Below are 26,586 nucleotides of genomic sequence, written 5' to 3' on the forward strand. Positions count from 1 at the left end.
AGGCACAGAGCATCTTGCCATCCCGCGGGTGGGGCCCACGTGCGGAGCGGCGACGGTGCGGGGTCGAGTGCGGGTTGGCTACGCTCGCCCCATGTCCGTCGCCGGAGAGGACCGCCGTTTCGTGATCGCCGCCGATGCCGGGGGCACGTTCTCCCGCGTCGGGTGCTTCGGTCTCGACGGCCGGTTGCTCGGCTCCGCCACGGGTCGAGGCGGGAGTCCGTACCACCAGGCGGACGCCGCGGCGAACGTCGCGGACACGACGATCCGCGCGTTGCACGACGCCGGCCGTGACGCTGCTGACGCTGTCGCACTCGTCGCCGGGCTGGCGATGGTGAGCCGTGCCGGTTCGAACCAGGGCGACGGCGACAACGGCTGGGCCGACGACTTCTTCCGGGTGCCGGGGCTGCGGTGCGAACGGCTCATCTTGAACGACGCGGTCGTCGCGCACCGCGGCGCCCTGCTCGGTGCCGCGGGGATCATCGTCGTCACCGGCACCGGCTCGATGATCCTCGCGATCGACGCGGACGGGACCGAGGTCGAGAGCGGACAGTTCGAGCACTACGCCGGCGCGGCACGACACCTGGCCTACGAGGCGGTGCAGCTCATCCTGCTCGGCACCGCCGGTCCGGACGACGACGAGTTCGTCGCCGCGGTCCTCCACGCCTGGGGCGCGGACGACGTGCCGGGACTCCGCCACGTCATCCTCGGCCTGGCGCACGTTGACCGGATGGAGGTCCGGCACCGGTTCGGCGCACTCGCCCCCCTCGTGACCGACGCCGCCGACCGGTCGCCACTGGCGGATCGGGCGCTCCGCGATCTCGCCCGCAAGACCGCCCGCGGCGTCGGACTACTGGCGCCCCTCGTCGGGGTCGACCGTGTGACGGTGTCGACGACGGGTGGTCTGGCGACGACGCCGGCGTTCACGGCCCGCCTCGCGGACGCACTCGACGAGGACGCGCACGCATCGGTGACACTCGTGCCGGCCGCGCTCGACGCGCTCCGTGGGGCAGCTCTGATCGCGTACAGCACCGTCGGGGCGCCCACTCCGCGGACCGTCGTCGACCGGCTCCGCGAGAGCCAGCAGGACGCTCGACCCGACGGCACCGTCGCTCGATCGTGACGTCGCCGGGCCTCCTGATCCGCCATGCTCGTGCCATGTCGGTGGGGAGGCCCGTGGTAGCGGTGGCAGCAGCGCTCGCCATGGTCGCGGTGCTGCTCCTCAGCGCGTGCTCCACGTCTCGCCCGTCCGATCCCGTCCGGGCGGCGCGCGCCCTCCCTGATGCGCCGGCGTGGGTCGCGAAGCCGACCGGCACCGACTGCGGCAGCGCACGTCTCGAGGTCGGCGACCTCGCGTTGCCGGAGCGGAGCCTCCGCTGCCTCACGGATGCGCATGACGCCGGAGGCTCGGCGACGGTCAGCTGGGTCGAGCTCACCACCGAGGGCGACCCGGTACCGACCTTCGTCCGCATGACGTCGTCGGGCGTCTCCGTGGCGTCCACCTCGGCGTTCGACGCCTACGGCCAGGGCGGCTGGACGACCTGGCGATGCGCTGACCTGCAGGAGTTCCTCCGCAGCCGTACGTGCGCTGCGCCGACGGACGCGGGCCGGTGAGATCGGGACAGGCCGCGACGGAGCTCGGAGCGCCTTCACGGTGACGTCTCGCTCGGTAGCGTGGGGCGATGGAACCGGTGACGCTCCGAACGCCGCGGCTCGTCCTCAGCCGGCAGACGACGGAGGACGTGGATCAGATCGTGGCGTACTGCCAGGACCCGGACGTCATCGCGTTCACCCCGATACCGGTCCCCTACGGGCGCGACGAAGCTGACTCGTTCGTCCGGCAGGTCGAAGCGGGATGGCGGGACGGGACCCGGTTCGAGTTCGCGGTCCGCCCGCGAGCCGACCCCACCGACGTCCTGGGCGCGGTGAGCATCTTCGGTGTCGCAGACGGAGCCGGAGAAGTCGGGTACCTGCTCGCGCCCGCCGGTCGCGGCCACGGCTTCATGACCGAAGCGGTCAGGGCGATCCTCGACTGGGCGTTCGCCGGTCCTCCCGACGGTCTCGGGCTCAGCCGTGTGCAGTGGCATGCCCTCCCTGAGAACGAGGCTTCCGCTCTGGTCGCGCAACGATGTGGGTTCCGCCTCGAAGGACGGCTCCGATCGGCCCTGACACATCGAGGGTCGCGCCGTGATCAGCTCCTGGCGGCGGTGCTCCGGACGGACGACCGCCGGCAGCCGGTCCGTTGGGACGACGGTCAGCAGTAGCTCAGACGAGCCATCACCAACAGGCACCCGTCGACCATGAGCGGAGCGGTCACCCCCACCAGGGCTCGTCGACGACGACGTGGTACCGGTTCGCGATCTCGATCCGCAGTGCCTGGAGCAGGCCGCGCACCTCCGCAAGCCAATCGGTGTCGCCGGCACCGTCGATGGGGAGCTCGTCCACGTCGTACCGTACGACCCAGCCGCGGAGGGCATCGTCGAGGGCGGCCGGAGGTGCGTGCCTGCAGCAACCCGAATGCTGCAGGCACGCACGGAGCCGTTGCGTTCCAGGGCAACCCGAATGCTCGGCATCGCGACGGCACGAACCAGCATAGGACCTCTCGTGGGATGGTCCTGGGGAAATCCCGTCGCCTCCCACGCGCGGATCTCATCCATCCAGTAGTCCGCGTCCTGCGCCCGGGCGATAGTCGCCGCGACGAGGTCCCGCTTGGCCGCCTGCGTGGCGGGTTCGGTGGCGGTCATCCGCGGGCTCCCTCACTCGAAGGGCATTTCGGGGGTTACGACGCGGCGTCCGCGCCCTTGGGCAGGAGGACGAGCTTGCCGCGGGCGTTGCCGCTGCGGCTGATCGTGAGCGCGGTCTGCCAGTCCTCGAGAGGGAACGTGGCGGCGACCGGCACCCGGAAGTGTCCCTCGGCCGCAAGTGCGGCAAACTCCGGCAGGGCCTCGACGCGGTCGGTGAGGTCCTCGGTGGCGGAGGAACGAGTGCCGAGCTCGGCGGCCGCGGCGAAATCGGAGATCGTCAGGACCCGCCTCGGGTCGCCGCCGACGATGCGGATGAGGTCCGGCAGCGCGCCGCCGACCGGCGCGGTGTCGAGGGCGACGTCAACCGGACCGTCCGCGAGTTCCGCGACGCGCCCCACCATGCCGTCGCCATAGGAAGTGACGATGGCGCCGAGGTCGCGCAGCTGCTTTGCATAGGTCTCGCCCGCGGTCGCGATGACGTGCATGCCCCCGAGGAGCGCGATCTGCACGGCCGCGAACCCGATCGTGCTCCCGGCACCGTGCACGAGGATCGTCTTGCCCGGTTCGAGTCCGAGCCAGCGCAGGTGCGCGTAGGCGGTGTCGACGGTCATCGGCAGCGCCGCGGCCTGCACGAGGTCGAGCCCCTCCGGGACGGGGAACCACCGGTTCATCACCGCCCAGTCGGACGCGCCCGCGGACGGCGAGTTCGCCCAGTCGGCAGTGCCGAACACCACGTCGCCGACGGAGACGCCCACGACCCCGTCGCCGACGGCATCGACGGTGCCCGCGACGTCGCAGCCAACGCCGCGCGGCAGGGACCCCGCGAAGAGGCCACCGCACAGCGCCCAGTCGGCTGGTGCGAGTCCGGCAGCGCGCACGCGTACACGGATCCGGCCGGACCCTGGCTCGGGTACCGGCGCCGTCTCGAACCGGAGGACTGCCTCCGGCTCGCCGTACTCGTGGAACCGCAGGGTGCGCATTGTGTCTGTCATCGGAGTCTCCCGGTCTGTCAAGCGTTGCGACAGGCACTGACGCAACGAATCGTCGGTCGCCGACCTTACGTTCTGTCAGTCGCTGACGCAACCTGCTAGTATCCGGATATGCCTCGGGACGGACGGATCGTGCGGGAGCGACTCCAGCGCGCTGCGCTCGAGCTGTTCGCCGAGCGTGGTTTCGATGGCGCGACAACGGAACAGATCGCGGCGCGGGCAGGCGTCACCGAACGCACGTACTTCCGGCACTTCCCCGACAAGCGGGAGGTGTTGTTCGCCTCCGAGGACGAACTCCGCGAAGTCACCGCGGGGGCCCTCGCCGCGGTGCCGGGAAACTTGCCGGCACTGCCGGCATTGCGACACGCGTTCCATGACGTCGTGCCGCTCATCGAACAGAACCGGCCGCTGGCAGAGCTGCGGGCGCCGATCATCCGTTCCGCCCCCGCACTCCTCGAACGTGAGCACGCCAAGGCCGCAGCATTGGTCGTCCTGGTCGCGGCCGGCCTGGTCGCCCGCGGAGTCTCCGAACGCGAAGCGCTGCTCTGCGCCCGCGTCGGGATAGACACGTTCAGCACCGCTATCCGACGCTGGACGCCCGGGTCGACCGACCTGCACCACGAACTCGATGGCACGTTCGCAGAGCTGCAGCAGCTTGCCGCGACGTTGCAGTTCGAACGGCCCGAATGACCGCTCGACTGCGCGATTCCGAGTAGTACCCGTGGACAGGACGCGTCGCGACTGAGATCTGAGCCCGCTTCGTGCGAGCGATCAAACCTCGGACTCACGGTCAGCGACCGGTAAACCATCGGTTCACGAACACCGGAGTCAACACTGCAGATGCCCACACTTGGCCCGGCTTGAACGGGCTGCCTCCCTCTCCCAAACTCGGCCGGGCCCTGTGGGCGGGTTACCGGCTAGGGCAAGCCGGAAAGATCATATTGCAGCGCTGGGTGGGGTTACATCAGGTCCTCCGTAGCCGATCGGCTACGGAGGACAGGAGCAGCTAGCTCCCGGTACCGTTCACGTCGTGAAGGCCGGTCTTCCTGTCATCGCCCTCGTTGGCATCGTCGTCGGAGTGCTCGGGTCCGCTTATTCGACGTCGGGCCAGATGGTGCTCGGATGGATCATGATCGTTGCGGGCTTTGCTACTGCGGCTGTCGCGGTGACTGCGCGAGTACGCGAAAACCGCCAGCTGCTCCGTCGGTGGGCGGACGAGGACGAGCGCAAGCAGGACTGACCGCTCGTCTCGGCTGCCGATCGGTCATCGGGACGCTCATCACTGAGATGTCGAATCAGAAGATCGCCTGAGGGTTGACGGGGACGCCCGTGAGGCCGTGGAGGCGGGGTGGCGCGACGCTGAGGAGGAAGGCGTGTCGACCAAGCTCGTCGCAGGTCGTGGCGAGGTCATCGGTGGCGACGCTGTCGATGAGGGGCATGCCCAGGCGGGCCAGCCCCACCATGTGCATCGGCATGGGCATCTGGGGATCGCTCGGTGGGAAGGAGTCGCTGACGTCGCCGGCGTAGAGCGAGACGCCGCGGTCGTGCATCCACGACACCGCGTCGACGGTCATGCCCGGGGCCTGGGCCTGGGCGTCCCAACTGAAGCCCCAGCCGCTCCGCACGACCACGGCGTCGCCGGGTAGGATTTGGACCCCAGCGTGTTCCTCTGCCGTGTTGAGGTCGGCGGATGTGATCGGGTGCGCGGCCGGCAGCGGACCGTTCGATGCCAGATCGAGCAGGATGCCTCGCGTGACGATGCCCTCGGCGAAGGCGGTCGTCGAGCTGAAGAGGACGCCTCCTGCCCTGACTGCATCCGTGACCGGGCGTCCTGGGTAGACGGTGCCGTCGACGGGCATGTGGGCGAACGCGTCGAGGTGCGTCAGCGCCGGGTGGTGCGGTGTGACGATGAGCACCTCGGACATGCCCATGGGTGGTGTGCCCGTGTACAGCAGCGCTTGCTGGACCGGGGGTGACGGCGGGGACGGCGGAGCGAACGGCCCCCCGAGCATGGACGCTGGCTCGACGGGCAGCGCGAGCGACACACTCTTGCCGACCTGCACCTGCTCGGCGGCGCGCGCTCTCGCGGCGTCATCGATCAGGTTGAGCGTGCCGAGTTCGTCGTCGGCGCCCCAACGGCCCCTGTTGTCAGGTAGTGCGGGTGCGGTCATGGTGTCTGTCCTGTCGATTCGACGGAGTACGGGTGCGTGATGCACACTCCAAGGAGGTCCTGCAGAAGCAGGTTCCTGTACCATATACGCACAAGCAGGAACCTGCTTTTCCTGTCGCAAGGAGACGCCGAACGTGGACGACGCTGAAAGAACCGGTCTCGACTCGGTGCTGGGCTGGAATGCCCTGAAGGTTGCACGCATCATCGGCTCGCGGATCACCGCGGGCATGGCCGAGCGTGACGTGAGCCTGGTGCAGTTCGGTGTGCTGTCGTGCCTGGCGGAGGGTGCGCAAATGACATCGGCAGAGATCGCGCGGGCCGTCTTCGTGCGCCCGCAGAGCATGTCCGACGTACTCGACGGGATGGAGCGACGCGGCCTCGTCCACAGGGTCGGTGTCCGCGCACGCGGCCGGAGGAACCCGGCGGCGATCACTCCGGCCGGGCAGGCCGCGCTGGATGCGGCACAGACTGTGGCCCTGGCGACGAACGACCTCAGCACCTTCGGGTTGGACGCCTCACAGAGTGCTCAGCTGAACGCGTTGCTGCTCACCGTGATCGACGGTGCTCAAGCTGCATCCGTCGTCGACGACTCGTTGTGACCCGTGCCCGATGCATGGTCCGCCGCCGAACGACGGAGCACGACCACCGAACGACGGCGCACGACCGGACGATGCGCCGGACGCCGTGTCTCACAGAGCCCGTCCGGTGTCAGTCTCGATGCGGGCACGTCATTCGAACGTCGGCATCCGCCGGGGCGGATCGGCGAGGCGGAGGCACGTCTGCGAGAACCGCAGAATCCCTCTCGTCACCTTGCCGGCGACGTCAGCAGCAGGGGGCGCCAAACGGTGCCTCGGGATGAAGCGAGAAGCACGACCACGCCGCGAAACGAAGAGGGCCCCCGGAGAACCGGGGGCTGCTACGTGGTGGGCGATACTGGGATCGAACCAGTGACCTCTTCCGTGTCAGGGAAGCGCGCTACCGCTGCGCCAATCGCCCAGAGTTGAACTCCTACCGCCCTTGCGAACGATACGAATTCGAGGTGGGGACGGGATTCGAACCCGCGTATACGGCTTTGCAGGCCGCTGCCTCGCCTCTCGGCCACCCCACCGTGCTGAGGTTCACGTCTCCGTGAGCACCGGATCGGTGGGGATCCTCTCTGGTGAGCCTTCAGGATCCGGGGATCCTGCACTCGAGCGGATGACGAGATTCGAACTCGCGACCCTCACCTTGGCAAGGTGATGCGCTACCACTGCGCCACATCCGCATCGCCGCCACTGGACGGTCCGTTTCCGGCCCGCCGCTCGCTGCGACTCCGTTACTCTAACCGACCTCCAGCCCGGATCGCAAAACGAGCCAGGCCGGGCGTGTCAGCGACCTGACGACGCGCGCGGACGTCGCCGAATAGGACGACGGCGCTGCTTCCAGTAGTATCGATGGGCGCGGGCAGCCGCGTAGGGGCGATTGGCGCAGTTGGTAGCGCGCTTCGTTCACACCGAAGAGGTCATCAGTTCGAGTCTGGTATCGCCCACCACCACGAAGGCCCCGGGGAGTTCCCGGGGCCTTCGTCGTTCCGCAGGGTGGCGTCGTCTCAGCCGCTGACGCCGTCCCGCCAGGCGAGCAGCGCCTTGACCGGCGCCAGGTCGATGTCCGGCCCGCTCACCCCGATGGTGAACAGCCGTGCCCCGAGGGCGTGCTGGGCGTCGAGGGCGGAACCCTGCTCGGCGGTCAGCGTGCCGGAGACATCGACGCCCGTCGAGATCTCGATCGCGTCGGTGGGCCGGCCGACGCGCTCGCACCACTCGTGCAGCACGCCGAGCTTGCGCTCGAGCGTCTCGACGTCCGAGAAGCTGTGCCAGATGTCGGCGTGCTCCGCGACGATGCGCAGCGTCTTCTTCTCGCCGCCACCGCCGATGAGCACGGGGATCTTCCGGGTCGGCGCGGGGTTGAGCGCTGCCCAACGGGCTTCGATCCGGGGCATCGCGGCATCGAGCGCGTCGAGCCGGCTCCCGGCCGTGCCGAAGTCGTACCTGTACTCGGCGTAGTCGCGCTCGAACCACCCGGACCCGATGCCGAACACGAGCCGTCCGGCGCCGTCCTTCGCGCTGATGTGGTCGACGGTGCGGGCCATGTCGGCGAGCAGGTCCGGGTTCCGGTAGGTGTTGCAGGTCACGAGCGGGCCGAACTCGATCCGGGTCGTCTGCTCGGCCCAGGCGGCCAGCATGGTCCAGCCCTCGAAGTGCGTGCCGTCGGGGTCGCCGGACAGCGGGAAGAAGTGGTCCCAGTTGAAGGCGATGTCCACTCCGAGGTCCTCGAGCTCGGCGAGGGTGTCGCGGATGGTGGCGTAGGGCGAGTGCTGCGGGGCGATCTGGACGCCGACGCGGACGGTGGAGGCGGGCACGCGGTTGCTCCTTCGAGGGAGTGCTGGACGGGACTCCTCGCCACGCTAGCCCGGACGGCGACGGGACGGCGCGCCGATGGTGGCACGGCGTCCCATCGGGTCAGCTGCGGCCTTCGGTGCCGCCCTTGAGCATGGCGCCGAACGCCGCGCACACGCCGACGCCGCCGAGCACGCCGATGCCGATGATGACGACTGCGATGACAGTGAGCATGGGGGTCCTCCAGATCCGAACGGTGCGTCCGCAACGCTACCCGGTCGGGAGGGACGGCTCCCCCATCCCGACGGGCTGCATCCTGTGGACCCGCACCGGAGGCCGCTTGGAGGAAACCTCCACAGGGGCGTCGACTCCCCCGGGTCGGCCTTGTCGGGCGACCACGCGGCTGCTGGCGAGCGCGCGGAGGCGGGCATAGCCTCCCGTCCATGGTCGACATCGCCGTCCCTGACGTCCCCATCGCACCCACACCGGACGCGTCCGGTGGCTCGTCACCCCACGCGGCCGACCGGCGGTCCCGTCCGCGCATCGACGTCCCCGGTGTGGCCGAGATGCTGCTCGGACGCTGGGCGGAGGACCGCCGGATCTCGCGCGCGCTGGCGCTCGACCCGGCGACGCACCGCCTCGAGGGCGCCTCGGTCGACGACCACCGCGAGCGGGCCCTCGCACAGTGCCGGCTGCTCGTCGAGCAGGGCGCGATCCAGCGTCCGTTCCCGCGGTCGTTCGGCGGTCAGGAGAACCACGGCGGCAACGTCGCGGCCTTCGAGGAGCTCACCACGGCGGACCCGTCGCTGCAGATCAAGGCGGGCGTGCAGTGGGGCCTGTTCGGCTCGGCGGTGCTGCACCTCGGCACGGAGCACAACCACGAGGAGTTCCTACCCGACATCCTCGACTTCACGGTGCCCGGCTGCTTCGCGATGACCGAGACGGGGCACGGCTCCGACGTCCAGAGCATCGCCACGACCGCGACGTACGACCCGGCGACCGAGGAGTTCGAGATCCACACGCCGTTCCGGGGTGCGTGGAAGGACTACATCGGGAACGCGGCGGTGCACGGGGTCGCCGCGGTGGTGTTCGCGCAGCTCGTCACGGGCGGGGTCGGGCACGGCGTGCACGCCTTCTACGTGCCGCTCCGCGACGCGACCGGCGCGTTCCTGCCCGGGATCGGTGGCGAGGACGACGGCGTCAAGGGCGGCCTCAACGGGGTGGACAACGGCCGGCTGCACTTCGACCACGTCCGGGTCCCGCGGACCAACCTGCTCGACCGGTACGGCGCGGTCGCGCCGGACGGCACGTACTCGTCGCCCATCGCGTCCCCCGGCCGCCGGTTCTTCACCATGCTCGGCACCCTGGTGCAGGGCCGTGTGTCGCTCGACGGCGCCGCGGTCGTCGCACAGAAGCTCGCGCTGCAGATCGCGGTCACGTACGCGTCCGAGCGTCGGCAGTTCCCGACCGCCGAGGGCGAGGAGGGCGTGCTCCTCGACTACGGGGAGCACCAGCGCCGGCTCATCCCCCGCATCGCCCGCGTGTTCGCGCAGTCGTTCGCCCACGAGCGGCTCCTCCGCACCTTCGACGACGTGTTCAGCGGTCGCGCCGACACGCCGGAGCGGCGCGAGGACCTCGAGACGCAGGCCGCGGCGTTCAAACCGCTGTCCACGTGGGCCGCGCTCGACACGCTGCAGGAGGCCCGCGAAGCGTGCGGCGGGGCCGGGTTCCTCGCCGAGAACCGGCTCACCGGCCTCCGGGCCGACCTCGACGTGTACGTGACGTTCGAGGGCGACAACACCGTGCTCCTCCAGCTGGTGGGCAAGCGCCTGCTCGGTGACTTCGCCGCCGCGGCACCACGGGACCCGGCCGGGGCGGCCCGCTTCGTGGCCGCTCGGGTCGCCGGCCGGGTCGCCGACGTGACGCGGGTCCGTGCGGTCGGGCAGAGCGTGCTCGACCGCGGTTCCGTCCGCCGCGCGTCGCAGGACCTCCGGGACCCGGTCACGCAGCGCCGACTCCTCGCCGACCGCGTCGACACGATGGTGGCCGGCATCGGCATGCGTCTCCGCAGCGCGGGGAAGGACCGCGTCCGCCAGGCGCGCCTCCTCAACGAGCAGCAGCACGAGCTCATCGAGGCCGCTCGTGCCCACGCGGAGCTCATGCAGTGGGACGCCTTCACGGCGGCGCTCGCCGACGCCCCCGACGACGACTCGCGGACGGTGCTGACGTGGCTCCGCGACTGCTTCGGACTCGGGCTCGTCGAGGAGCACCTCGCCTGGCACCTCATGCACGGGCGTCTGTCCGCGCAGCGGGGCGCTGCCGTCTCGGCCACCATGGACCGGCTCGTGGGCCGACTCCGGCCGCTGGCGACGGACCTCGTGGCGACGTTCGGGTACGAGCCCGGCCACGTCCGCGCGCCGATCGCCTCGGGGGCGGAGGCGCGACGGCAGGACGAGGCCCGCGCGTGGTACGCCGCCGAGCGGGCCGCCGGACGGACTCCCGGCGCGGAGCCCCGCCCGCGACGATGAGCAGAGCGGTCAACCCTGGCGCGTTGATCCGGGAGCAATCAACCTCCCAGGGTTGATCGGCACCAGATCAACCTCGTAGGGTTGACGCGGAGGTCGAGCATGTACGTCATCACCGCAGACCAGATCGACAGTCGACACGGAGCCGACCTCGTCGAGGCCGCGCTCGCCGCGATCAGGGCGGCCGTGGGGCCCCGGCTGCTCCTCCCCGCGGACCGGACCGCGGGCGACGAACTCCAGATCGCCACCGCCGACGCGGGCGCCGCGCTCGACGTCGTCTTCCGGCTCGCCCGCGCGGGTGACTGGAGCATCGGGTGCGGCATCGGCGACGTCCAGACGCCGTTGCCCACGGCGACCCGTGCGGCATCCGGGACCGCGTTCTACCGTGCGCGCGAAGCCGTCGAGCGCGCGAAGGACCGGCCCGACCACGTCGCGGTCGCCGTCGAGCGGGGCCGGCACCGCACCGCCGACGACGTCGAACCCCTCGTCACGCAGGCACTCCGGCTCCGCGCGCGCCGGTCCCCCGAGGGCTGGGAGCTGGCCGACCTGCTCGACCAGGGCATGAGCCAGCGTGAGGCCGCCCGGCACCTGGGGATCAGCCCCCAGGCGGCGAGCAAGCGCGCGGCCGCCGCCGGGCTCCGTGAGGACGACGCCGTCCGGGCGGCGTTGGTCCGGCTGCTCGAGGACGCGGACCGCCCGGGACCGGACGGAGCGCCGGCATGACCGCGGCGCAGGTCCTCGTCTGGATCGTCGGCCCCGTGGTCCTGCTCGTCTGCTGCGTGCTCGCACTCGCCTCGGGCCGGGAACCCCGCACGGCGGCCGGCCTCGCCGGGGTCGTGCCCCTCGCCGCCGGCGGACTCGCGCTCGCGTTCCACGTCGGCGTCCCCGCCCCCGACCCGGCACTCGCGAGCGTCATGACCGTGCTCATGAGCGTGCTCGGCGTCGTCGGCGGCGGACCCGCCACCGCCGTCGTGCTCCGCCTGGCGACGCACCGCGATGCGACGCCCGGGCGCAACGGGGGCATCCTCATCCTCGACCAGCGCGGGGACGGGCAGCGACACGAGGTCCTCCGCGGTGGCGCGGCGATCGGTCACCTCGAACGGATCGCGGTGGTCGCGGCGATCCTCGTCGGTCGACTCGAGATCGTCGCCGCGGTGATCGCGATCAAGGGCCTCGGCCGGTTCTCGGAGCTCGACAGCGCGGAGGCCCGGGAACGGTTCATCATCGGCACGCTCGCGAGCATGCTGTGGGCCGGGGCGTTCGCGGCGCTGGTCGCGCTCGCCTGACGCGGTCAGCCGGGAGGCAGCCTCAGCGAGGCTCCTCGGCGTCGCCGCGACGGTCCCCGCCCGGGGCGCCGCCGCCCCCGCCCAGGGCACCGAGCGCCGCGCGCAGCCGCGCTTCGGCATCGCTGGAGGACCGGCTCGCCTCGACGTTCGCCTCGGTGACGGCGGCGACGACCTCTTCGCGCTGGATCTTGACGCCGCGCGGGGCGTCGATGCCGATGCGGACGCCGTCGCCGCGGGAGTCGAGGACGGTGATGACGATGTCCTCACCGACGAGGATCCGCTCGCCGATCTTGCGTGTGAGCACCAGCATCCCGACAGCCTATCGGCGGACGGGCGCGGGGAGCCCCCGGTGCGGACTCGGCACGGCGCCGATCGCGTCGACGGTCACCGCCAGCTCCGGACGTCGACCACGGGGAACCCGAGCATGTGCACGGTCTCCGGCGTCGTCGTGTCCTCGGCCCCGACGCTGAGGACCCCGGTCACGCCGATCGTCCGCTGCACCGCGCGGACCTCGCGCGCCGTGTCGTCGTGCTTGCGGCCCGCGTCCACGACCACCCACACCTGGTCGGGCGCGATCCCCACGAGTCGTGCGGCACGCTCCGGGTCGTCCGCCGCACCGCTCCACACGAACGACGACACGACCGCCGTGCCCTCCTGGACCCCCGCGGCTCGGGCGAGGATCGCCGATCGCCGGTCCTCGACAGGCAGGATCCGGAGCGCGTGTGCGGTCGCCACGACCGGGAGGACCTCGGTCACCGCCGCGGACCGGCCCACGACGAGCACGAGGTCACCGTCGGCGCGACGGACCGCGGGCGGGTCGGGAATCCGGTCCGTCGCGTCGGGGACGGGAGCCCGCACGAACCCGTCGACGCCGGCCGCGACCGGGGTGAGGGGCGTCGACTCGACGAGCCGGTCCTCCCGGTCGGACGGCAGCGGAACGGCCGGGCCCACCGCGGGCGTCGCCGTCCCGGCCCCACCGAGGGCCTCACCGAGCGGGACGCGCGGCGCCAGGCCGTTGAAGGTGAAGTCGTCCATGAGCGAAGCGAAGGCGTCCGAGCGGGTCGCGACGACCTCCTCGTCCGCTCCCACCAGGAGCGGACCGGCCGGGCCGGCACCGGACGACACCGACCTGCCCGAGGCCGGGACGCCGGGAACGGGGCGGAGGGACCCGCGCGCTTCCTCGGCGGCGCGGCGACCACGACGGGTCGTGACGGCGTCGGCGGCGGCGAGCCGGTCCTCCCGGGCCTCGGCGTCCTCGAGCAACGCGAGGATGCCTGCGCGACGGGGCCCACCGGCGTCGATGGCGACGCGCGCCACCGGTTCGTCGCCGGGCGCCGGCACCTCGACGGTCGCCTCGTAGTGGTGCTTCCGGAACAGGCCGCCGATGCCGCCCGTCGTCACCCGCTCGGCCGCGACGATGCGGGCCGCCGGGCCGAACTCGGCGCGGACGTCGGCGCGCAGGGCGTCGAGCGTCGGCGCACTACGCTGCGATCGGATCGGCGGCACGGACGACTCCCACGGTCTCGATGGTGGAGCCCGCGGCGGTCGCCTCCTGGTAGGAGAGCACCGGCAGGCCGTTGGACTGGGCGGACACCAGGCGGTGGATCGCCGGACGGAGCTGCGGCGCACACACGAGCACGGCCGACAGGCCCTGGTGCTCGACGGCGCCCACGGCATCGCGGACGGATCCGAGCACCTGCTCCACCCGGTGGGCGTCGAGCAGGATCTGCGTGCCCTGCTCGGACGGGCGGAGCCCCTCGAGCATGGACTGCTCGAGCCCGGGGTCGATCATGATCACCCGGAGCACGCTGCCGTCGAGGTAGCGCGCGGCCAGGGCGGGGCCGAGCGCCGCACGGGCCGCCTCGACGAGTCCCTCGGGGTCCGTCGAGACCTTCGCCCGGAGCGTCAGCGCCTCGCAGATGCGCCCGAGGTCGTTGATCGGCACGCGCTCGGCGAGGAGGCCCTGCAGCACACGCTGGAGCTCGGCCATCGACAGCATGCCCGGCACGAGTTCCTCGACCGCTGCCGGGTTGGTCTGCTTGACGCCCTCCGTCAGGACCTTGACGTCCTCACGCGTGAGCAGCCGGGCGGCGTTGTCCCCGATGATCGCCTGCAGGTGCGTGACGAGCACGGACACGCGGTCGATCACCGTCGCGCCGGTCATCTCGGCGGCGTGCCGGAGTTCGGCAGGAACCCACCTGCCGGCCAGCCCGAACACCGGCTCGGTCGTCGGCTCCCCCGGCAGCCCGTCGAGCTGGTCGCCGAGGGCGAGCACGCTCCGTGCCGGCGCGGTGCCGCGGCCCGCCTCGACCCCCGCGATGCGGATCGCGTACGTCGACGGCGGCAGGTCGACGCTGTCCCGCGTGCGCACCGGCGGGACGACGAGTCCCATGTCGACCGCGATCTTGCGGCGGAGGGCGCGGACGCGCCCGAGCAGGTCGTCCGAGGCCCCGGACACCATGTCGACGAGGTCGGGCGCGAGCAGGATCTCGAGCGCGTGCACCCGCATCTGCTCGATGAGGTCCTCGGGGGTGTCCCCCGTCGGGGCGACGGCCGCGGCCCGCTCGGCCCGTTCCGCGGCGGCCGCATCGGCCTTCGCCGTGACCCCGAGGCGGTACGCGACGATGAGGAGCGCCGCCCCGACGAGCAGGAACGGGACGATCGGCATGCCCGGGATGAACGCCATGCCGCAGGCCGCGATCCCCGCGATGAGGATCGCGTTGCGGGACTGCGTCAGCTGCGTGGCGGCCGAGGAGCCCATGTCGGCGTCCGCGTTCGACCGGGTGACGATCATGCCCGTGGACACCGCCATGAGCAGCGCCGGGATCTGCGTCACGAGGCCGTCACCGATCGTCAGGATGCCGTACTTGCCCAACGCGTCGGTGATCGACAGCCCGTTCTGCACCATGCCGATCGCGATGCCGCCGACCAGGTTGATGACGATGATGAGGATGCCCGCGATCGCGTCCCCCTTGACGAACTTCGAGGCGCCGTCCATCGCGCCGTAGAAGTCCGCCTCGGCGGACACCGCTGCCCGGCGCTCCTTGGCGACGGTGTCGGTGATGAGTCCCGCGTTGAGGTCCGCGTCGATGGCCATCTGCTTGCCGGGCATCGCGTCGAGCGTGAACCGCGCCCCGACCTCGGCCACGCGCTCGGCGCCCTTCGTGACGACGACGAACTGGATCACGACGAGGATCATGAAGATCACCGCGCCGATGATCACCGACCCCGAGACCGCGACGTGCCCGAAGGCCTGGATGACGTCGCCCGCGAACCCCTTGCCGAGCACCAGTCGCGTCGACGCGACGTTGAGTCCGAGCCGGAACAGCGTCGCGACGAGCAGCAGCGACGGGAACACCGAGAAGTCGAGCGGCTTCCGCACGAACAGCGTCGTGAGCAGGATGACGAGCGCCAGCAGGATGTTGCAGATGATGAGGAAGTCGAGGACGAACGACGGCACCGGCATGATGAGCAGCAGGATGATGCCGACGATGCCGATCGGCACGGCGAGCTTGGGCAGGTCCTTGCGGTTCACGCTGGGGCTCCTTCGGTGGTCCGGGCATGACGGATGCGGCGGGGCAGGGCGTCCCCGGCGAGCTGGTCGGCGGCGATGACGGTGGCGACCTCGTCGGCGGTCGTGGGACGCGGGGCCGAGTGCACGCCGGTGGCGGCGCCGCGGGCGCGGAGCGCCATGACGAACGACAGGACCCGGGCCACGGGCGTGTAGAGGTCGACCGGGATCTCCGTGCCGATCTCGCACGCGGCGTGCAGTGCACGGGTGAGCGGGACGTCGCGGACGATGGGGACACGGTCCGCCTCGGCACGGTCGCGGATGACCTCGGCGACGGCGCCCGCGCCCTTGGCGACGACCTTCGGTGCCGACTTGCCCGGCTCGTACCGGATCGCGACCGCGAAGTGCGTCGGGTTCGTCAGGACGACGTCGGCCGTGGCGATCGCACCGATCATGCGGTTCCGGCTCATCGCGAGCTGTCGGGAGCGCCGGTGCGACTTGACGTGGGGATCGCCGTCCGTGCTCTTGTGCTCGTCCTTGACTTCCTTCTTCGTCATCCGGGTCTTCTTGCGGTTCCGGCGCATGACGACGAACACGTCGACCGCCGCCAGGAGCAGGCCGGCCGCGATCGCCGCGCGGAGGAGCGTGGCGGCACCGTTCCCGGCGGCCTGCAGCACCGCGGTGAGCGGCAGCGACCCCGAGGACATGAGCACGGGCACGAGGCCCTGCACGGCCCCCCAGAGCACGAGCCCGACGACCGCGCTCTTGAGCAGGGCCTTCGCGCCGCCCCAGAGCGCCTGGGTGCCGAACACCCGGGTGATGCCGGTGAGCAGGTTGAACTGCTCGTAGTTGCCGGTCATGCGCTTGATGTGCACGCCGCCCTGCGCGATCGCGGTGGCCGCCACGACGACCGCGACGACGCCGAGCATCGGGGCGAGGGTCGACCCGATCGAGCCGAGGTCGGCGGCCATGGTCTCGCGGACGGCGCCCACCGTCGGGTGGGCGATCACCCGCTCGATCCGGAACACCTGGTCCGTGCCCGCTGCGGCGGCCGATGCGATGGTGGACGGCACCATGACGGCGGCCGCGGCGACCCCGAGCCAGGCGCTGAGGTCGGTCGAACGGCTGAGCTGGCCCTTGCGGTGGACCTCCTTCATCCGCTTCTCGGTCGCCTGTTCGGTGCGTTCTCCGGTGTCGGACATGGTCACCGCCCTCCGGTCAGCAGGGTCACCGCGTCACCCGTGAGGGAGGACACGACGCTCGGCAGCGCCATGAACAACGCGCCGGCGAACATGACGGTCAGACCGATCTTGATCGGGTACCCGAGCTGCAGCGCGTTGAGCGCGGGTGCGACGCGGGTGAGCAGGCCGAGGCCGACGTCGGACAGGAACAGCACGACGACGAGCGGGCCCGCGATCTGGAGCGTCGACAGGAACATCTGCGTCGTGCCGGCGAGCATCGCGTGCACCGGGTCGGCCAGCGAGAACGACCCGGCCAGCGGCACCGCGTCGAACGAGCGGGTCAGGCCGCCCACGATGAGCTGGTACCCGCCCGAGGCGAACAGGAGCGCGAGCGACGTCATCTCGAACAGGCGCGTGAACTGCGCCCCGTTCACCTGGGACTGCGGGTCGTACGCCTGCGCGAGCGTGAACCCGCCGAACAGGTCGACGAGCGCGCCGGCCGACTGGACCGCCGCGAACACGAGGTAGACCAGGAACCCGAGGGTCAGTCCCACGGCGAGCTCGACGACGAGCGCGACGACGAACGCGCCGGTGTCGAGCGCGTGGTACCGGGCTGCCGCCCGTGGCGCGACCGCGAGCGCCAGGCCCATCGCGAGCATCGCCTTGACCGTGCCGGGGAACGCCTTGTACGAGAACGGCGGCGCGATGACGATGAACGCCACCATCCGCACGCCCGCGAGCATGGTGCCCTCGAGCTGGTCGAAGTCGATCGACAGGTCCACGTCAGCTTCCGAGCAGGTTCGGGATCTGGTCGAACAGGAAGTGCGTGAACCCGACGATCTCGTCGATCATCCAGTTGCCGCACACGACGAGCGCGACGGCGACGGCGAGGGCCTTCGGGACGAACGCGAGCGTGACCTCCTGGATCTGCGTGATCGACTGCAGGAGCGAGATCGCGAACCCGACGACGAGGGACGTGATGAGCACGGGCGCGGCGAGCTTGCCCGCGACGATGAGCGCCTGCAGGACGAGGTCGATGACGGCTTGTTGGTTCACGACACCACCTGGTAGCTCTCGATGAGCGACTTGATGATGAGTCCCCAGCCGTCGACGAGCACGAAGAGCAGCACCTTGAACGGCAGCGAGATCATCACCGGCGGCAGCATCATCATGCCCATCGACTGGAGCGCCGCGGACACGACGAGGTCGATGACGAGGAACGGGAGGAAGATGACGAACCCGATGATGAACGCGCTGCGGAGCTCCGAGATCATGAACGCCGGGACCAACGTCGTCATCCCCACCGCGGCCTCGTTCTTCGGGTTGGGCCGGCCGGCCGCGCGGGTCATCAACGCCAGGTCCTCCTGCCGCGTCTGGTGGAGCATGAACTTCCGCAGGGGCGCACTGCCGACGTCCACGGCGTGCTGGAAGTCGATGTGCCCGGCGAGGTACGGCTGCAGGGCGTCGTCGTTGATGTGCCCGATGATCGGCCCCATGATGAACAGGGACAGGAACAGGGCGAGCCCGGCGATCACCTGGTTCGGCGGGATCGACTGCAGTCCGAGCGCGTTCCGGGTCATCGACAGCACGACGAAGATCTTCGTGAACGACGTCATCATGAGCAGCAACGCGGGTGCGACGCTGAGCAGCGTGATGCCGACGAGGGTGACGACCGCCGACGAGGGGGTGCCGTCCGGCCCGTTCACGGACACGTCGAGGCCGCCGTTCGTCGACGGGGTCGCGGGCGCGGTGGGGGCCGCGGGTGCGGTCGGCCCGACCACGCCGGCCGCGTGCGCGCCGCCAGCGGTGAGCATGAGGAAGCCGACGACCGCTGCGAGACCGAGGAAGACCAGGACGGCGATGCGTGCGACCCGGACCGCGCGGGCTCGGCTGCTCCGGGCCTCCCGGCCGACGCCGGGCGCGAGGACGAGCGGACGCAGCGGGGTGCGTCCGCCGGGGACGAGCGTCATCCGGCGCGCCTCGCGCGGACGGCCGCGGCGGCCTGCCGCCACGTGTCCGTCGACAGGATCGAGCCCTGGAGCTGCTGCTGCGTGGGCATGGCGATGTGCGCGGCGCGGCGGTTGCGGGGGCGGGCCCGGAGGACGGGTGCGGCGCTCTCCGGCTCCTCGGTGAGCGCCTGCGCGGCGGCCGGGAGGGACGGTGCAGCCTGTGCCGCCAGGACCGCCCGGAACGGGTCGGTCGCGTCGGACCCCGCGGCCGACGCCGCGGCCGACGCCGCGGGCGCGGTCCCGGAGGCGAGCACGGCCACCTGCTGCTCGGTCACACCGAGGACGAGCCGCTCACCCTCGACGTCGACGACGACGACGCTGGCCTTGCCACCGATCCCCTGGCGCGCGACGACCTGGACCGCCGCCGAGCGTCGTCCGCGACCACGCGACGAGCCGGTCGTGCTCTTCGCGACGCGGCGCTGCACGAACCAGAGCAGGGCCAGCACGACGCCGAGGGAGAGCGCGACCCGCAGGGCGACGACGAGGGTGTCCACGGAGGGTCAGATCCCCTCGGCGACGTCGAGGATCTTCGTGATGCGGACGGCGTAGTCCTGGTCGACGACGACCACCTCGCCGTGCGCGATGAGGCGGCCGTTGAGCAGCACGTCGGCCGGTGCGCCGGCGGATCGGTCGAGTTCCACGACGGCCCCGGGCTCGAGGCCCAGGACGTCACGGACGGCCATGCGGGTGCGACCGATCTCGACGGTGAGCGCCATCTCGACGTTGTTGATCCGGCCGAGGTTGCCGCTGATCGACGAGGCGACGGCCGCGGCCGCGGGTGCGTCCTCGCGGATGCGGATGGCGAACCACCCCGCCGGGACGCCCGCGGCGCTCAGCTCGAACACGGTGGTCTGGGGGTCGAGCAGGAGCGACGCGGCGGACGCGCGCACGGCCTCGCCGAGCACGCCCACGCCGAGCATGCCGGCCGCCGCCTCGAGCGCCGGCCGGACGACGTCCGTCACCGAGACGAGCGGCGCGTCGACGCCGCCGGCGGCCGTCATGCCGTCGAGGTCGAGGAGCACGAGCGCGAGGTCCGCCGACAGGGCACCGACGAACGACGCGACGACCGCACCGCCCGCCTGCCCGGCGGCACCGCTCGCCGCTCCCGGCGTGAGCGGGGTGGCGCGCAGGGGCGTGGGGGTCGGGAGCTGACCGACGAGCGCCTCGGCGACCGAGGTCTGCAGGGTGATGGTGGCGGTCATGACGCCCTTTCGGTGTTCGGAGTGCGTGCGTGGGCGCCGGCGGCGGCGGGCGTGGTGGCGACGACGACGCCGGCGAGACGTGAGCCGTTGGCGCCGACGGCCGCCGTGCCGATCGGTTCGCCGTCGACCGTCAGGGTCAGCGGACGGTGCTGCGGGTGCGGGAGCGGCACGACGTCGCCGACCGCGAGGCCGAGGACGACGGCCGGACGCACGACCGCCGGGGCGAGCTGCAGCGAGACCCCGACCGGCACGTTCGCGATCTGCGCGTCGAGGAGTTCGCGCGGATCGGCCGTCGTCACCGTCGGGTTCGACTCGCCGAGCTGCGGCAGGACGACCTCGAGCGGGATCGCCAGGGTGGCCGGCGCGATACGCTCCCCCACGCGGATGTCGAACGACGCGACGAGCATGAGGTCGCTCTTCGTGGCCGCCTGCGCGAACTGGCTGTTCCACTGGAACGAGCCGACCCCGATCGGCTGCACGAGGAGCGTTCCGAGCGAGTAGCGGAGGTCGTCGAGCGCGTCCTCGACGAGTTTGCGCACGAGCGCCTGCTCGATCGGGGTGAAGGTGCGCTCGGGGGCCGGCAGCGGTCGGGCCGCTCCGAGCATGTGACTGACCCACGTGAGCACCGAGGTGAGCGGGAACTGCAGGACGCCCTTGGCGCTGGCGCCCTCGATCGTCAGCAGCACCATCGCGGTGAGCGGCGGGAGCGACGCGGCGTACTCGTCGTACGTCAGCACCTGCACCTGCTCGCAGGTGACCTGGGAGAGCACCCGGACCTTCGCGGTCAACTGGGTGCCCCACTGCCGCGCGAACGTCTCGAACGCGAGCTCGAGCACGCGGGACTGCTCACGGGCGAGGGTCGTCGGTCGACGGAAGTCCACCACCTCGACCTGGGCGTCGTCGTGCGCACGCTGGTCCCCACCGTGGTCGTCGCGCGGGGACGCCACGGCGCGCTGGGCGAGGAGGTCGGTCACGACGGGCACTATCGGTCCCGCGGTGATCCGTCGTTAGCGCTGTCCCCCGGACTGGGCGGGGGTCCCGTCGCCGCTACCCATCGCCCTCCGCGGTCGTCGGCGCCGTGGTCCCCGCCGTCTCGCCCCGATGCGCCGCGTCCTGCGCAGCCGCGATGGCCGGCATGAGCGCGCTGACGTCCTGGTCCTGGTTCGACAGCACGACGATGTCGACGCGACGGTTCAGCGCGAGGTCGGCGTCGGTCGACCCCTTGGACAGCGGCCGGCTCGACCCGAACCCGACGCTCTGCACGTGGTCGGCCGGCAGGCCTCCGCGCTCGACGAGATCCCGGAGCACGCCGGTCGCGCGGGCCGCGGACAGCTCCCAGTTCGTGGCGTAGGGCGCGGTCGAGTTCCGCTGGTCGGCGTGACCCTCGACGCTGATGTCGTGGCCGCTGCTCTTGAGGACCGGGGCGATCGCGTCCATGACCGCCCGGGCCTCGTCCGACAGGTCCGCGCTGTTGGTGGCGAAGTACGTCTCGCTCCCGACCAGCCGGACCGTCAGCCCGCGGGCGTCGAGGTCGAACTGCACGTTCGCGGTCTTGCCCTCGGCCGTCAGGTTCTTCTTGATCGCGGCCTCGATCGCCTTCAGGTCGTCGAGCTCCTTCTTCGCCGCCTCGACGTCCGCCTTGCTCGCCTTCGCCACGGCGGTGTTCGGCGTCGGGGCCGCCGCGGGGACCGCGACCGCGCTCGGGTCGGCGCTCGTGCCGTCCGCGTTGCTGTTCGCCGTGCCGCTCGCCGCACTCGAGTGCTCCGCGTCGGACTTCGACAGCGCGTAGCCCTTGCCGTCCTTCTTCGTCACCTCGTCGGGCTTGACGACCGTGCCGGACGCCGTGTCGACCTTCTGCTTCTGCACCTGGCCGAAGCCGGTCGCGAGCGAGTCCTTGAGCGCGATGAACTTCTGCTGGTCGACCTGCGACATGGCGAACAGGACCAGGAACATGCACATGAGCACGGTGATCATGTCCATGTACGACGCCATCCAGCGCTCGTCCGGGTGGTCGTCGTCGTCGTGTCCGCCGCCGCCGTGACCGCGGCGCCCGCGCCCTCTGCCAGCCACGTCAGGCCGCCAGCGCTTCGTCGTCGGCGGCGCCCTTGCCCTTGCTCTTGGCGCCCTTGGCCGGAGCCGCGTCACCGCGGGCCGACGGCGGCACCATGGCGCGGAGCCGCTCGCCGAGCAGGCGCGGCTGACTGCCCGCCTGCACGGCCAGGAGGCCCTCCATGAGCAGCGTCTGTCGAGCCACCTCGAGGTCGGCGAGCTTCTTGAGCTTGCCGCCGATCGGCAGCCACAGGAAGTTCGCACTGAGCAGGCCCCAGAGCGTCGCCACGAACGCCGACGCGATGAGCGGCCCGAGCTCGTCCGGCTTCGACAGGTTCGCGAGCACGTGGGTCAGGCTGACGACGGTGCCGATGATGCCGACCGTCGGGGCGTAGCCGCCGAGTCCCATGAAGAACTTGCTCGCGTTCCGCAGGGTCGACGCGTTCGACTCGATCTCGTCCTCGAGGAGGATCCGGAGCTCCTCGCCGTCGGTGCCGTCCGCGATGTTCTGGAGCGCCTTCTTGAGGAACGGGTCGTCGTGCTTGTCGGCCTCCTGCTCGAGCGACAGCAGGCCGTTCGTCCGCGCCGTCTCAGCCAGACCGACGACGTCCTCGATCACCGATGCCGGGGGCACGACCTTGCCGGTGAACGCGGTCGGGATCGCCTTGAGGTTCGCGATGGCGTCCTTGAGCGTGGTTCCGGCGAGGCCACAGGCGAGCGTCGCGCCGAACACGAGCACCATCGGGGCGGGGATGATGAGTCCGGAGATCTCGACGTGCTCCATCGACACCATGCCGAAGAGCGCCCCGAACGCGAGCAGGACGCCGATGATCGTCGCGAGGTCCACGTCAGCGCCGCCCCTCGGACGTGCGCGGTGCGGCGATGTCGGACACCGGCGCGAGGACCGGCTGCGGGCCCGTCGTGTTCACGCTCGAGGCCGTGTCGTCGGCCACGCCGGAGGCGATCGCGATGATCCGGGCGCGGTACGCGGCGATCATGTCGATGACCTCGGCCATCGACTCCTGCACGATGTACTTCGCGCCGTCCACCATGATGAGGGTGGTGTCCGGGCTCTCCTGGATGCGTTCCACGAGATCCGGGTTGACAGCGAATCTGCTGTCGTTGAGTCGCGTGACGACGATCATGGCCCGTCCTAGGTCGTGTGCTCCCGCCGCCGTCCGTGGGGCGGGTGTCCCGCTCGTCCTGAGCGGTACAGGCACGACTATCGGCCGTGGCGTCGCCGCCGTTAGCCCGGTGCCCCGCGCCGTCGGCGGTCTCGTGCCCGGGGGGGACCGGGCCGGTTCGGCGGCCGCTCACCGGATCCCGTGCCGCTGCAACCACAGCTCGAGCACCGCGAGCTGCCAGCAGAGTGCGCCGCCGACGCGCGTGCGGAACGCGTCAGGCCGGTCGATGACGGCCTGCACGACGTCCTGGCGCAGCAGCCCGCGCTGCCGGGCCTCCGGCGCGAGCAGGGCGTCGCGCGCGACCCCGGCCAACGCGCCGTCGAGGTGCCGGAGCGCGGGGACCGGGAAGTACCCCTTCGGCCGGTCGACGACCTCCTGCGGCAGGAGCCGCCGACCGAGTGCCTTGAGCAGGCCCTTGCCGTCGTCGGCGATCTTCAGCGCGGGCGGGCACGCCGCCGCGAGGGTGACGAGGTCCTGGTCCAGGAACGGGACCCGAGCCTCCAGACCGGAGGCCATCGTCATGCTGTCGACGCGCTTGACCGGGTCGTCGGGCATGAGCAGGTGCGTGTCGAGCCGGAGGACGGCGTCGAGCGCGGTCTCGGCACCCGGGGCCGCGAGGTGCGCGGCGATGGTGTCACGGCTCACGTCACCGGCCGGCAGCCGGCCGGGTTCCACGAGCGCGCGAACGCCGGAGGCACTCTCGGAGAAGGCGCCCGCGAAGGCGTCGAGCGCCCCGTCCCGCGACACCCGACCAGCACGCCGGTGGTATCGGTAGCCGGCGAACACCTCGTCGGCACCCTGCCCGGACTGCACGACCTTCCGGTCCTCCGAGACCGCCCGTGACAGCAGGAAGAACGCCGCGACGTCCTGGGTGGCCATGGGCTCGGTCATGGCGTCGACGGCCTCGTCCACCGCCGTCGGCAGATCGGTCGTCGGGACCAGGATGCGGGTGTGCTCGGTGCCGAACCGCTCCGCGACGACGTCGGACCACCGGAACTCGTCCCCGGACTCCCCCGCGGCGTCCTCGAACCCGATGCTGTACGTGCCGACGGGGTCGGCGGACTCCTCGGCGAGCAGGGCGACGAGGAGGCTCGAGTCGAGTCCACCGGACAGCAGCACGCCGACCGGGACGTCGGCCACCAGGCGGCGTCGGACCGCGGTGCGGAGGGCGTCCTCGACGGCGTCCTCCCAGTCGCGGGCCGTCCAGCACGCCCGTCCCGCGTCGCGTTCGTACGTCGGCGCCCAGTACTCGCGGTCCTGTGTCCCGCCGCGCTCGTCGATGACCCGCACGGTGGCCGGCGGGAGCTTCCGGACCCCCCGCAGCACGGTGCGCGACCCCGGAACGATCGAGTGCCAGCTCAGGTAGTGATGGAGCCCGACCGGGTCGAGCTCCGTGTCGACGCCCCCACCCGCCAGGAGTGCCGGCAGCGTCGACGCGAACCGCAGCCGACCGCCGACGGTCGCCAGGTAGAGGGGCTTCACGCCGAGGCGGTCACGAGCCAGGACGACCTCCCGCCGCCGTTCGTCGACGACCACGACCGCGAACATCCCGACGAGGTGGTCGACGAACCGTGCGCCCCAGCGTTCGTACGCGGCGAGCACCACCTCGGTGTCGCTCGTGGTGCCGAAGGGGCGGCCCGGTTCGAGCTCGTGGCGGAGCTCCCGGTGGTTGTACACGCAGCCGTTGAACACGATCGTCACCCGGGCGTCGGCCGACTGCATCGGCTGGCCCCCAGCGTCCGAGAGGTCGATGACGCTGAGCCGTCGGTGCCCGAGCGCCGCCCACCCGCACGACCAGCTCCCCTCGCCGTCCGGGCCCCGGTCGCGCATCGTCGCCGCCATGCGGCGGACGACGTCCGTGTCGGCCCGTTCTCCGTCGAACGTGACCTCGCCTGCCACACCACACATGCTCGTGCCTCCACGCCGGTGCGAGGGTTCCGCAGGCCGACCGCGCCCACCGAACCCGGTGACACCCGAGCGTCGATCCAGGTGGTCCCGCCCGGACCGGCGGTGCGCGAACCGCGGGTGCGCTCGCAAGTCCGCGCGCACGGTCCGCGCGCCCGCGTACCGCCGTGTGCTGCTCCTGGCAACCCCGTGAATCCTCCCGGCCGCATCCGCACACAGTTGTCCCATGCGAACGATGGGTGTGGAGGAAGAACTGCTGTTGGTCGACGGCGAGACCGGCGAGCCGGTGCCCCTCGCCGACGAGGTCCTCGGCTGGCGGACCCGGCTGCAGGGGTCACGTGCCGACGGATCCCTGACGGGCGAGATGCAGCTCGAGATGCTCGAGACCGTGTCGTCGGTCCACAACCGGCTGTCCGCGCTCGAGCAGGAGGTGCTGGCGAACCGCGGCACGGTCGACGCGATCGCGGCGCTCGAGGGTGCCCGGGTCGCCGCACTCGCGAGCGCGCCGCTCCCGACGCGACCGCACGCCCGGGACACACCGCGGTACCGGACGATGCTCGACCGCTACGGAGCCCTGCCCCGTCGGAGCCTGTCCTGCGGACTGCACGTGCACGTCGGCATCGAGTCCGAGGACGAGGGCGTCGCCGTGCTGGACCGGATCCGCACCTGGACACCGGTCCTCATCGCCCTCACCGCGAACTCCCCGTTCCACGACGGCGAGGACACCGGGCACGCGAGCTACCGGAGCATCGAGTGGACGCGGTGGCCGTCGGCCGGGCCGATGGAGCGCTTCGGGTCCGTCGCCCGGTACAACGCCGTGGAGCAGGCGATGCTCGGCACCGGCGCGCTGCTCGACGCGGGCATGCTCTACCTCGACGCTCGGCTGTCGCGGTCGTTCCCGACGGTGGAGGTGCGCGTCGCCGACGTGCCCCTGGACCCGGCGGTGACGGCGATGACCGCGGGCATCGTGCGGGCGATGGTCGACACCGCCGCGGCGGACTGGCGCAACGGCGTGCCCGCCCCGGACGCACCCGCCTGCGCGGTCCGACTGGCGAACTGGCGTGCGGCACTCGAGGGACTGGAGGGCGAACTCGTCGACCCGGTCACCGGCCGTGCGGCGGACGCGCGCACCGTCATCGGGATGCTCCTCGAGCGCCTCGGCCCGGCACTCCGCGCGAACGGTGACGAGCAGTTCGTCGAGCGGGGCATCGCCGAGGTCCTCGCGCACGGCACCGGGGCCGAACGGCAGCGGGCCGAGTACGCGCGGACGGGCGACCTCGGCGCGATGGTGCGGAGCGCGGTGCTCCAGACGCAGGGACGCAACCGCTCCGGGACGATCCACCTCGAGGAGCCGGACCCGTCCGGAACCCCGCACCGGGCCTCCCGGCCGAGGACCGCGACCGCCTGACGACCGGCAGCGGGAACCCGCCGAGCCACGGCGCGGACCCGTCGGCCGGGC

The 26,586-nt window shown here is 71.7% G+C and carries 28 protein-coding genes and 4 tRNA genes; 11 read left to right on the forward strand and 21 right to left on the reverse strand.

All coding sequences use genetic code 11. The features are described from left to right. Positions 1 to 91 precede the first annotated feature (91 nt). The 3 genes from DEI92_RS03870 to DEI92_RS03880 all read left to right on the forward strand — a co-directional run bounded on the left by DEI92_RS03870 (position 92) and on the right by DEI92_RS03880 (position 2,261). A complete protein-coding gene (locus tag DEI92_RS03870; RefSeq protein ID WP_111012456.1) occupies positions 92 to 1,120 on the forward strand; it encodes a BadF/BadG/BcrA/BcrD ATPase family protein in 1,029 nt (342 codons plus the stop codon). A 62-nt stretch (positions 1,121 to 1,182) separates the two neighbouring features. Then, positions 1,183 to 1,611, forward strand: coding sequence for a hypothetical protein (locus tag DEI92_RS03875; RefSeq protein ID WP_146249096.1), 429 nt, complete (start codon positions 1,183 to 1,185; stop codon positions 1,609 to 1,611). 68 nt (positions 1,612 to 1,679) lie between these two features. Continuing rightward, entirely contained in the window at positions 1,680 to 2,261 is a 582-nt protein-coding gene (locus DEI92_RS03880; RefSeq protein WP_111012458.1) for a GNAT family N-acetyltransferase, read from the forward strand. Positions 2,262 to 2,310: 49 nt separating this feature from the next. On the opposite strand, the gene DEI92_RS16790 is transcribed toward DEI92_RS03880, so the two are convergent. Both DEI92_RS16790 and DEI92_RS03885 read right to left on the reverse strand, forming a co-directional pair. Further along, entirely contained in the window at positions 2,311 to 2,442 is a 132-nt protein-coding gene (locus DEI92_RS16790; RefSeq protein ID WP_258370055.1) for a hypothetical protein, read from the reverse strand. 334 nt (positions 2,443 to 2,776) lie between these two features. After that, positions 2,777 to 3,733, reverse strand: a complete 957-nt coding sequence (locus tag DEI92_RS03885; RefSeq protein WP_220037449.1) for an NADP-dependent oxidoreductase — start codon at positions 3,731 to 3,733, stop codon at positions 2,777 to 2,779. 129 nt (positions 3,734 to 3,862) lie between these two features. Between DEI92_RS03885 and DEI92_RS03890 the strand changes: the two genes are divergently transcribed. Both DEI92_RS03890 and DEI92_RS03895 read left to right on the forward strand, forming a co-directional pair. Further along, complete coding sequence (locus DEI92_RS03890; protein ID WP_111012828.1) at positions 3,863 to 4,420, forward strand: TetR/AcrR family transcriptional regulator; 558 nt, start codon at positions 3,863 to 3,865, stop codon at positions 4,418 to 4,420. Positions 4,421 to 4,760: 340 nt separating this feature from the next. Then, positions 4,761 to 4,970: a hypothetical protein gene (locus DEI92_RS03895; RefSeq protein ID WP_111012460.1), complete on the forward strand. Its 210-nt coding sequence runs from the start codon at positions 4,761 to 4,763 to the stop codon at positions 4,968 to 4,970. A 55-nt stretch (positions 4,971 to 5,025) separates the two neighbouring features. Here DEI92_RS03895 and DEI92_RS03900 read toward each other — a convergent pair whose 3' ends face one another. Next, complete coding sequence (locus DEI92_RS03900) at positions 5,026 to 5,901, reverse strand: cyclase family protein (protein WP_111012461.1); 876 nt, start codon at positions 5,899 to 5,901, stop codon at positions 5,026 to 5,028. Between the two features lie 133 nt (positions 5,902 to 6,034). Between DEI92_RS03900 and DEI92_RS03905 the strand changes: the two genes are divergently transcribed. Next, positions 6,035 to 6,499, forward strand: coding sequence for a MarR family winged helix-turn-helix transcriptional regulator (locus DEI92_RS03905; protein ID WP_111012462.1), 465 nt, complete (start codon positions 6,035 to 6,037; stop codon positions 6,497 to 6,499). 322 nt (positions 6,500 to 6,821) lie between these two features. On the opposite strand, the gene DEI92_RS03910 is transcribed toward DEI92_RS03905, so the two are convergent. From DEI92_RS03910 to DEI92_RS03920, 3 genes are all read right to left on the reverse strand, one after another. Next, a tRNA-Val gene (locus DEI92_RS03910) sits at positions 6,822 to 6,896 on the reverse strand. Positions 6,897 to 6,937: 41 nt separating this feature from the next. Next, positions 6,938 to 7,008 (reverse strand) — tRNA-Cys (locus tag DEI92_RS03915). 84 nt (positions 7,009 to 7,092) lie between these two features. Next, positions 7,093 to 7,164 (reverse strand) — tRNA-Gly (locus DEI92_RS03920). 191 nt (positions 7,165 to 7,355) lie between these two features. On the opposite strand from DEI92_RS03920, the gene DEI92_RS03925 reads away from it, so the two are divergent. Continuing rightward, positions 7,356 to 7,431 (forward strand) — tRNA-Val (locus tag DEI92_RS03925). A gap of 57 nt (positions 7,432 to 7,488) precedes the next feature. Here the strand turns inward: DEI92_RS03925 and DEI92_RS03930 are convergent. Beyond that, positions 7,489 to 8,298, reverse strand: a complete 810-nt coding sequence (locus DEI92_RS03930; RefSeq protein WP_111012463.1) for an LLM class F420-dependent oxidoreductase — start codon at positions 8,296 to 8,298, stop codon at positions 7,489 to 7,491. Positions 8,299 to 8,718: 420 nt separating this feature from the next. Here DEI92_RS03930 and DEI92_RS03935 point away from each other — a divergent pair, with 420 nt between their 5' ends. From DEI92_RS03935 to DEI92_RS03945, 3 genes are all read left to right on the forward strand, one after another. Beyond that, positions 8,719 to 10,803, forward strand: coding sequence for an acyl-CoA dehydrogenase (locus DEI92_RS03935; RefSeq protein WP_111012464.1), 2,085 nt, complete (start codon positions 8,719 to 8,721; stop codon positions 10,801 to 10,803). A 99-nt stretch (positions 10,804 to 10,902) separates the two neighbouring features. Next, positions 10,903 to 11,523 carry a DNA-binding protein gene (locus tag DEI92_RS03940; RefSeq protein ID WP_111012465.1) on the forward strand — a complete coding sequence of 207 codons (621 nt, stop codon included), beginning with the start codon at positions 10,903 to 10,905 and terminating at the stop codon, positions 11,521 to 11,523. Continuing rightward, positions 11,520 to 12,086 carry a hypothetical protein gene (locus DEI92_RS03945; RefSeq protein ID WP_111012466.1) on the forward strand — a complete coding sequence of 189 codons (567 nt, stop codon included), beginning with the start codon at positions 11,520 to 11,522 and terminating at the stop codon, positions 12,084 to 12,086. The genes DEI92_RS03940 and DEI92_RS03945 overlap by 4 nt, the downstream gene beginning before the upstream one ends. A 22-nt stretch (positions 12,087 to 12,108) precedes the next feature. Here the strand turns inward: DEI92_RS03945 and DEI92_RS03950 are convergent, their stop codons facing one another. The 14 genes from DEI92_RS03950 to DEI92_RS04015 all read right to left on the reverse strand — a co-directional run bounded on the left by DEI92_RS03950 (position 12,109) and on the right by DEI92_RS04015 (position 25,130). Further along, positions 12,109 to 12,396, reverse strand: coding sequence for a carbon storage regulator (locus DEI92_RS03950; protein ID WP_111008858.1), 288 nt, complete (start codon positions 12,394 to 12,396; stop codon positions 12,109 to 12,111). A 74-nt stretch (positions 12,397 to 12,470) separates the two neighbouring features. Next, positions 12,471 to 13,592 carry a hypothetical protein gene (locus DEI92_RS03955; protein WP_111012467.1) on the reverse strand — a complete coding sequence of 374 codons (1,122 nt, stop codon included), beginning with the start codon at positions 13,590 to 13,592 and terminating at the stop codon, positions 12,471 to 12,473. Further along, positions 13,567 to 15,552, reverse strand: a complete 1,986-nt coding sequence (locus tag DEI92_RS03960) for a flagellar biosynthesis protein FlhA (RefSeq protein ID WP_375334616.1) — start codon at positions 15,550 to 15,552, stop codon at positions 13,567 to 13,569. The genes DEI92_RS03955 and DEI92_RS03960 overlap by 26 nt, the downstream gene beginning before the upstream one ends. 65 nt (positions 15,553 to 15,617) lie before the next feature. After that, positions 15,618 to 16,799 carry a flagellar biosynthesis protein FlhB gene (locus DEI92_RS03965; protein ID WP_111012469.1) on the reverse strand — a complete coding sequence of 394 codons (1,182 nt, stop codon included), beginning with the start codon at positions 16,797 to 16,799 and terminating at the stop codon, positions 15,618 to 15,620. Positions 16,800 to 16,801: 2 nt separating this feature from the next. Continuing rightward, positions 16,802 to 17,560 carry a flagellar biosynthetic protein FliR gene (locus tag DEI92_RS03970; protein WP_258368442.1) on the reverse strand — a complete coding sequence of 253 codons (759 nt, stop codon included), beginning with the start codon at positions 17,558 to 17,560 and terminating at the stop codon, positions 16,802 to 16,804. Position 17,561: 1 nt separating this feature from the next. Next, on the reverse strand, positions 17,562 to 17,834 hold the full coding sequence (fliQ, locus tag DEI92_RS03975; RefSeq protein ID WP_111008854.1) for a flagellar biosynthesis protein FliQ: 273 nt from the start codon (positions 17,832 to 17,834) through the stop codon (positions 17,562 to 17,564). Beyond that, a complete protein-coding gene (gene fliP / locus DEI92_RS03980) occupies positions 17,831 to 18,748 on the reverse strand; it encodes a flagellar type III secretion system pore protein FliP (protein WP_111008968.1) in 918 nt (305 codons plus the stop codon). Before fliP ends, fliQ begins: the two co-directional genes overlap by 4 nt. After that, positions 18,745 to 19,281 (reverse strand): flagellar biosynthetic protein FliO, encoded by a 537-nt coding sequence (locus tag DEI92_RS03985; RefSeq protein WP_111012470.1) that lies wholly within the window; start codon positions 19,279 to 19,281, stop codon positions 18,745 to 18,747. Before DEI92_RS03985 ends, fliP begins: the two co-directional genes overlap by 4 nt. A gap of 6 nt (positions 19,282 to 19,287) precedes the next feature. Continuing rightward, positions 19,288 to 19,989, reverse strand: a complete 702-nt coding sequence (gene fliN, locus DEI92_RS03990; protein WP_111008852.1) for a flagellar motor switch protein FliN — start codon at positions 19,987 to 19,989, stop codon at positions 19,288 to 19,290. Then, positions 19,986 to 20,963 carry a flagellar motor switch protein FliM gene (locus DEI92_RS03995; protein ID WP_258370056.1) on the reverse strand — a complete coding sequence of 326 codons (978 nt, stop codon included), beginning with the start codon at positions 20,961 to 20,963 and terminating at the stop codon, positions 19,986 to 19,988. The genes fliN and DEI92_RS03995 overlap by 4 nt, the downstream gene beginning before the upstream one ends. Before the next feature lie 73 nt (positions 20,964 to 21,036). Beyond that, entirely contained in the window at positions 21,037 to 22,059 is a 1,023-nt protein-coding gene (locus tag DEI92_RS04000; RefSeq protein WP_258368440.1) for a flagellar motor protein MotB, read from the reverse strand. A 1-nt stretch (position 22,060) separates the two neighbouring features. Then, complete coding sequence (locus DEI92_RS04005; protein ID WP_111012471.1) at positions 22,061 to 22,885, reverse strand: motility protein A; 825 nt, start codon at positions 22,883 to 22,885, stop codon at positions 22,061 to 22,063. A gap of 1 nt (position 22,886) precedes the next feature. Beyond that, positions 22,887 to 23,183, reverse strand: a complete 297-nt coding sequence (locus DEI92_RS04010; protein ID WP_111008849.1) for a flagellar FlbD family protein — start codon at positions 23,181 to 23,183, stop codon at positions 22,887 to 22,889. 168 nt (positions 23,184 to 23,351) lie between these two features. Then, positions 23,352 to 25,130: an N-acetylglutaminylglutamine amidotransferase gene (locus DEI92_RS04015; RefSeq protein ID WP_111012472.1), complete on the reverse strand. Its 1,779-nt coding sequence runs from the start codon at positions 25,128 to 25,130 to the stop codon at positions 23,352 to 23,354. Positions 25,131 to 25,353: 223 nt separating this feature from the next. Between DEI92_RS04015 and DEI92_RS04020 the strand changes: the two genes are divergently transcribed. Then, positions 25,354 to 26,535 carry a glutamate--cysteine ligase gene (locus DEI92_RS04020; RefSeq protein ID WP_111012473.1) on the forward strand — a complete coding sequence of 394 codons (1,182 nt, stop codon included), beginning with the start codon at positions 25,354 to 25,356 and terminating at the stop codon, positions 26,533 to 26,535. The last annotated feature ends 51 nt before the right edge of the window (positions 26,536 to 26,586 follow it).

Origin of the sequence: Curtobacterium sp. MCBD17_034 (assembly GCF_003234515.1) — a bacterium.
In the GTDB taxonomy this organism is placed as follows: Bacteria; Actinomycetota; Actinomycetes; order Actinomycetales; family Microbacteriaceae; genus Curtobacterium.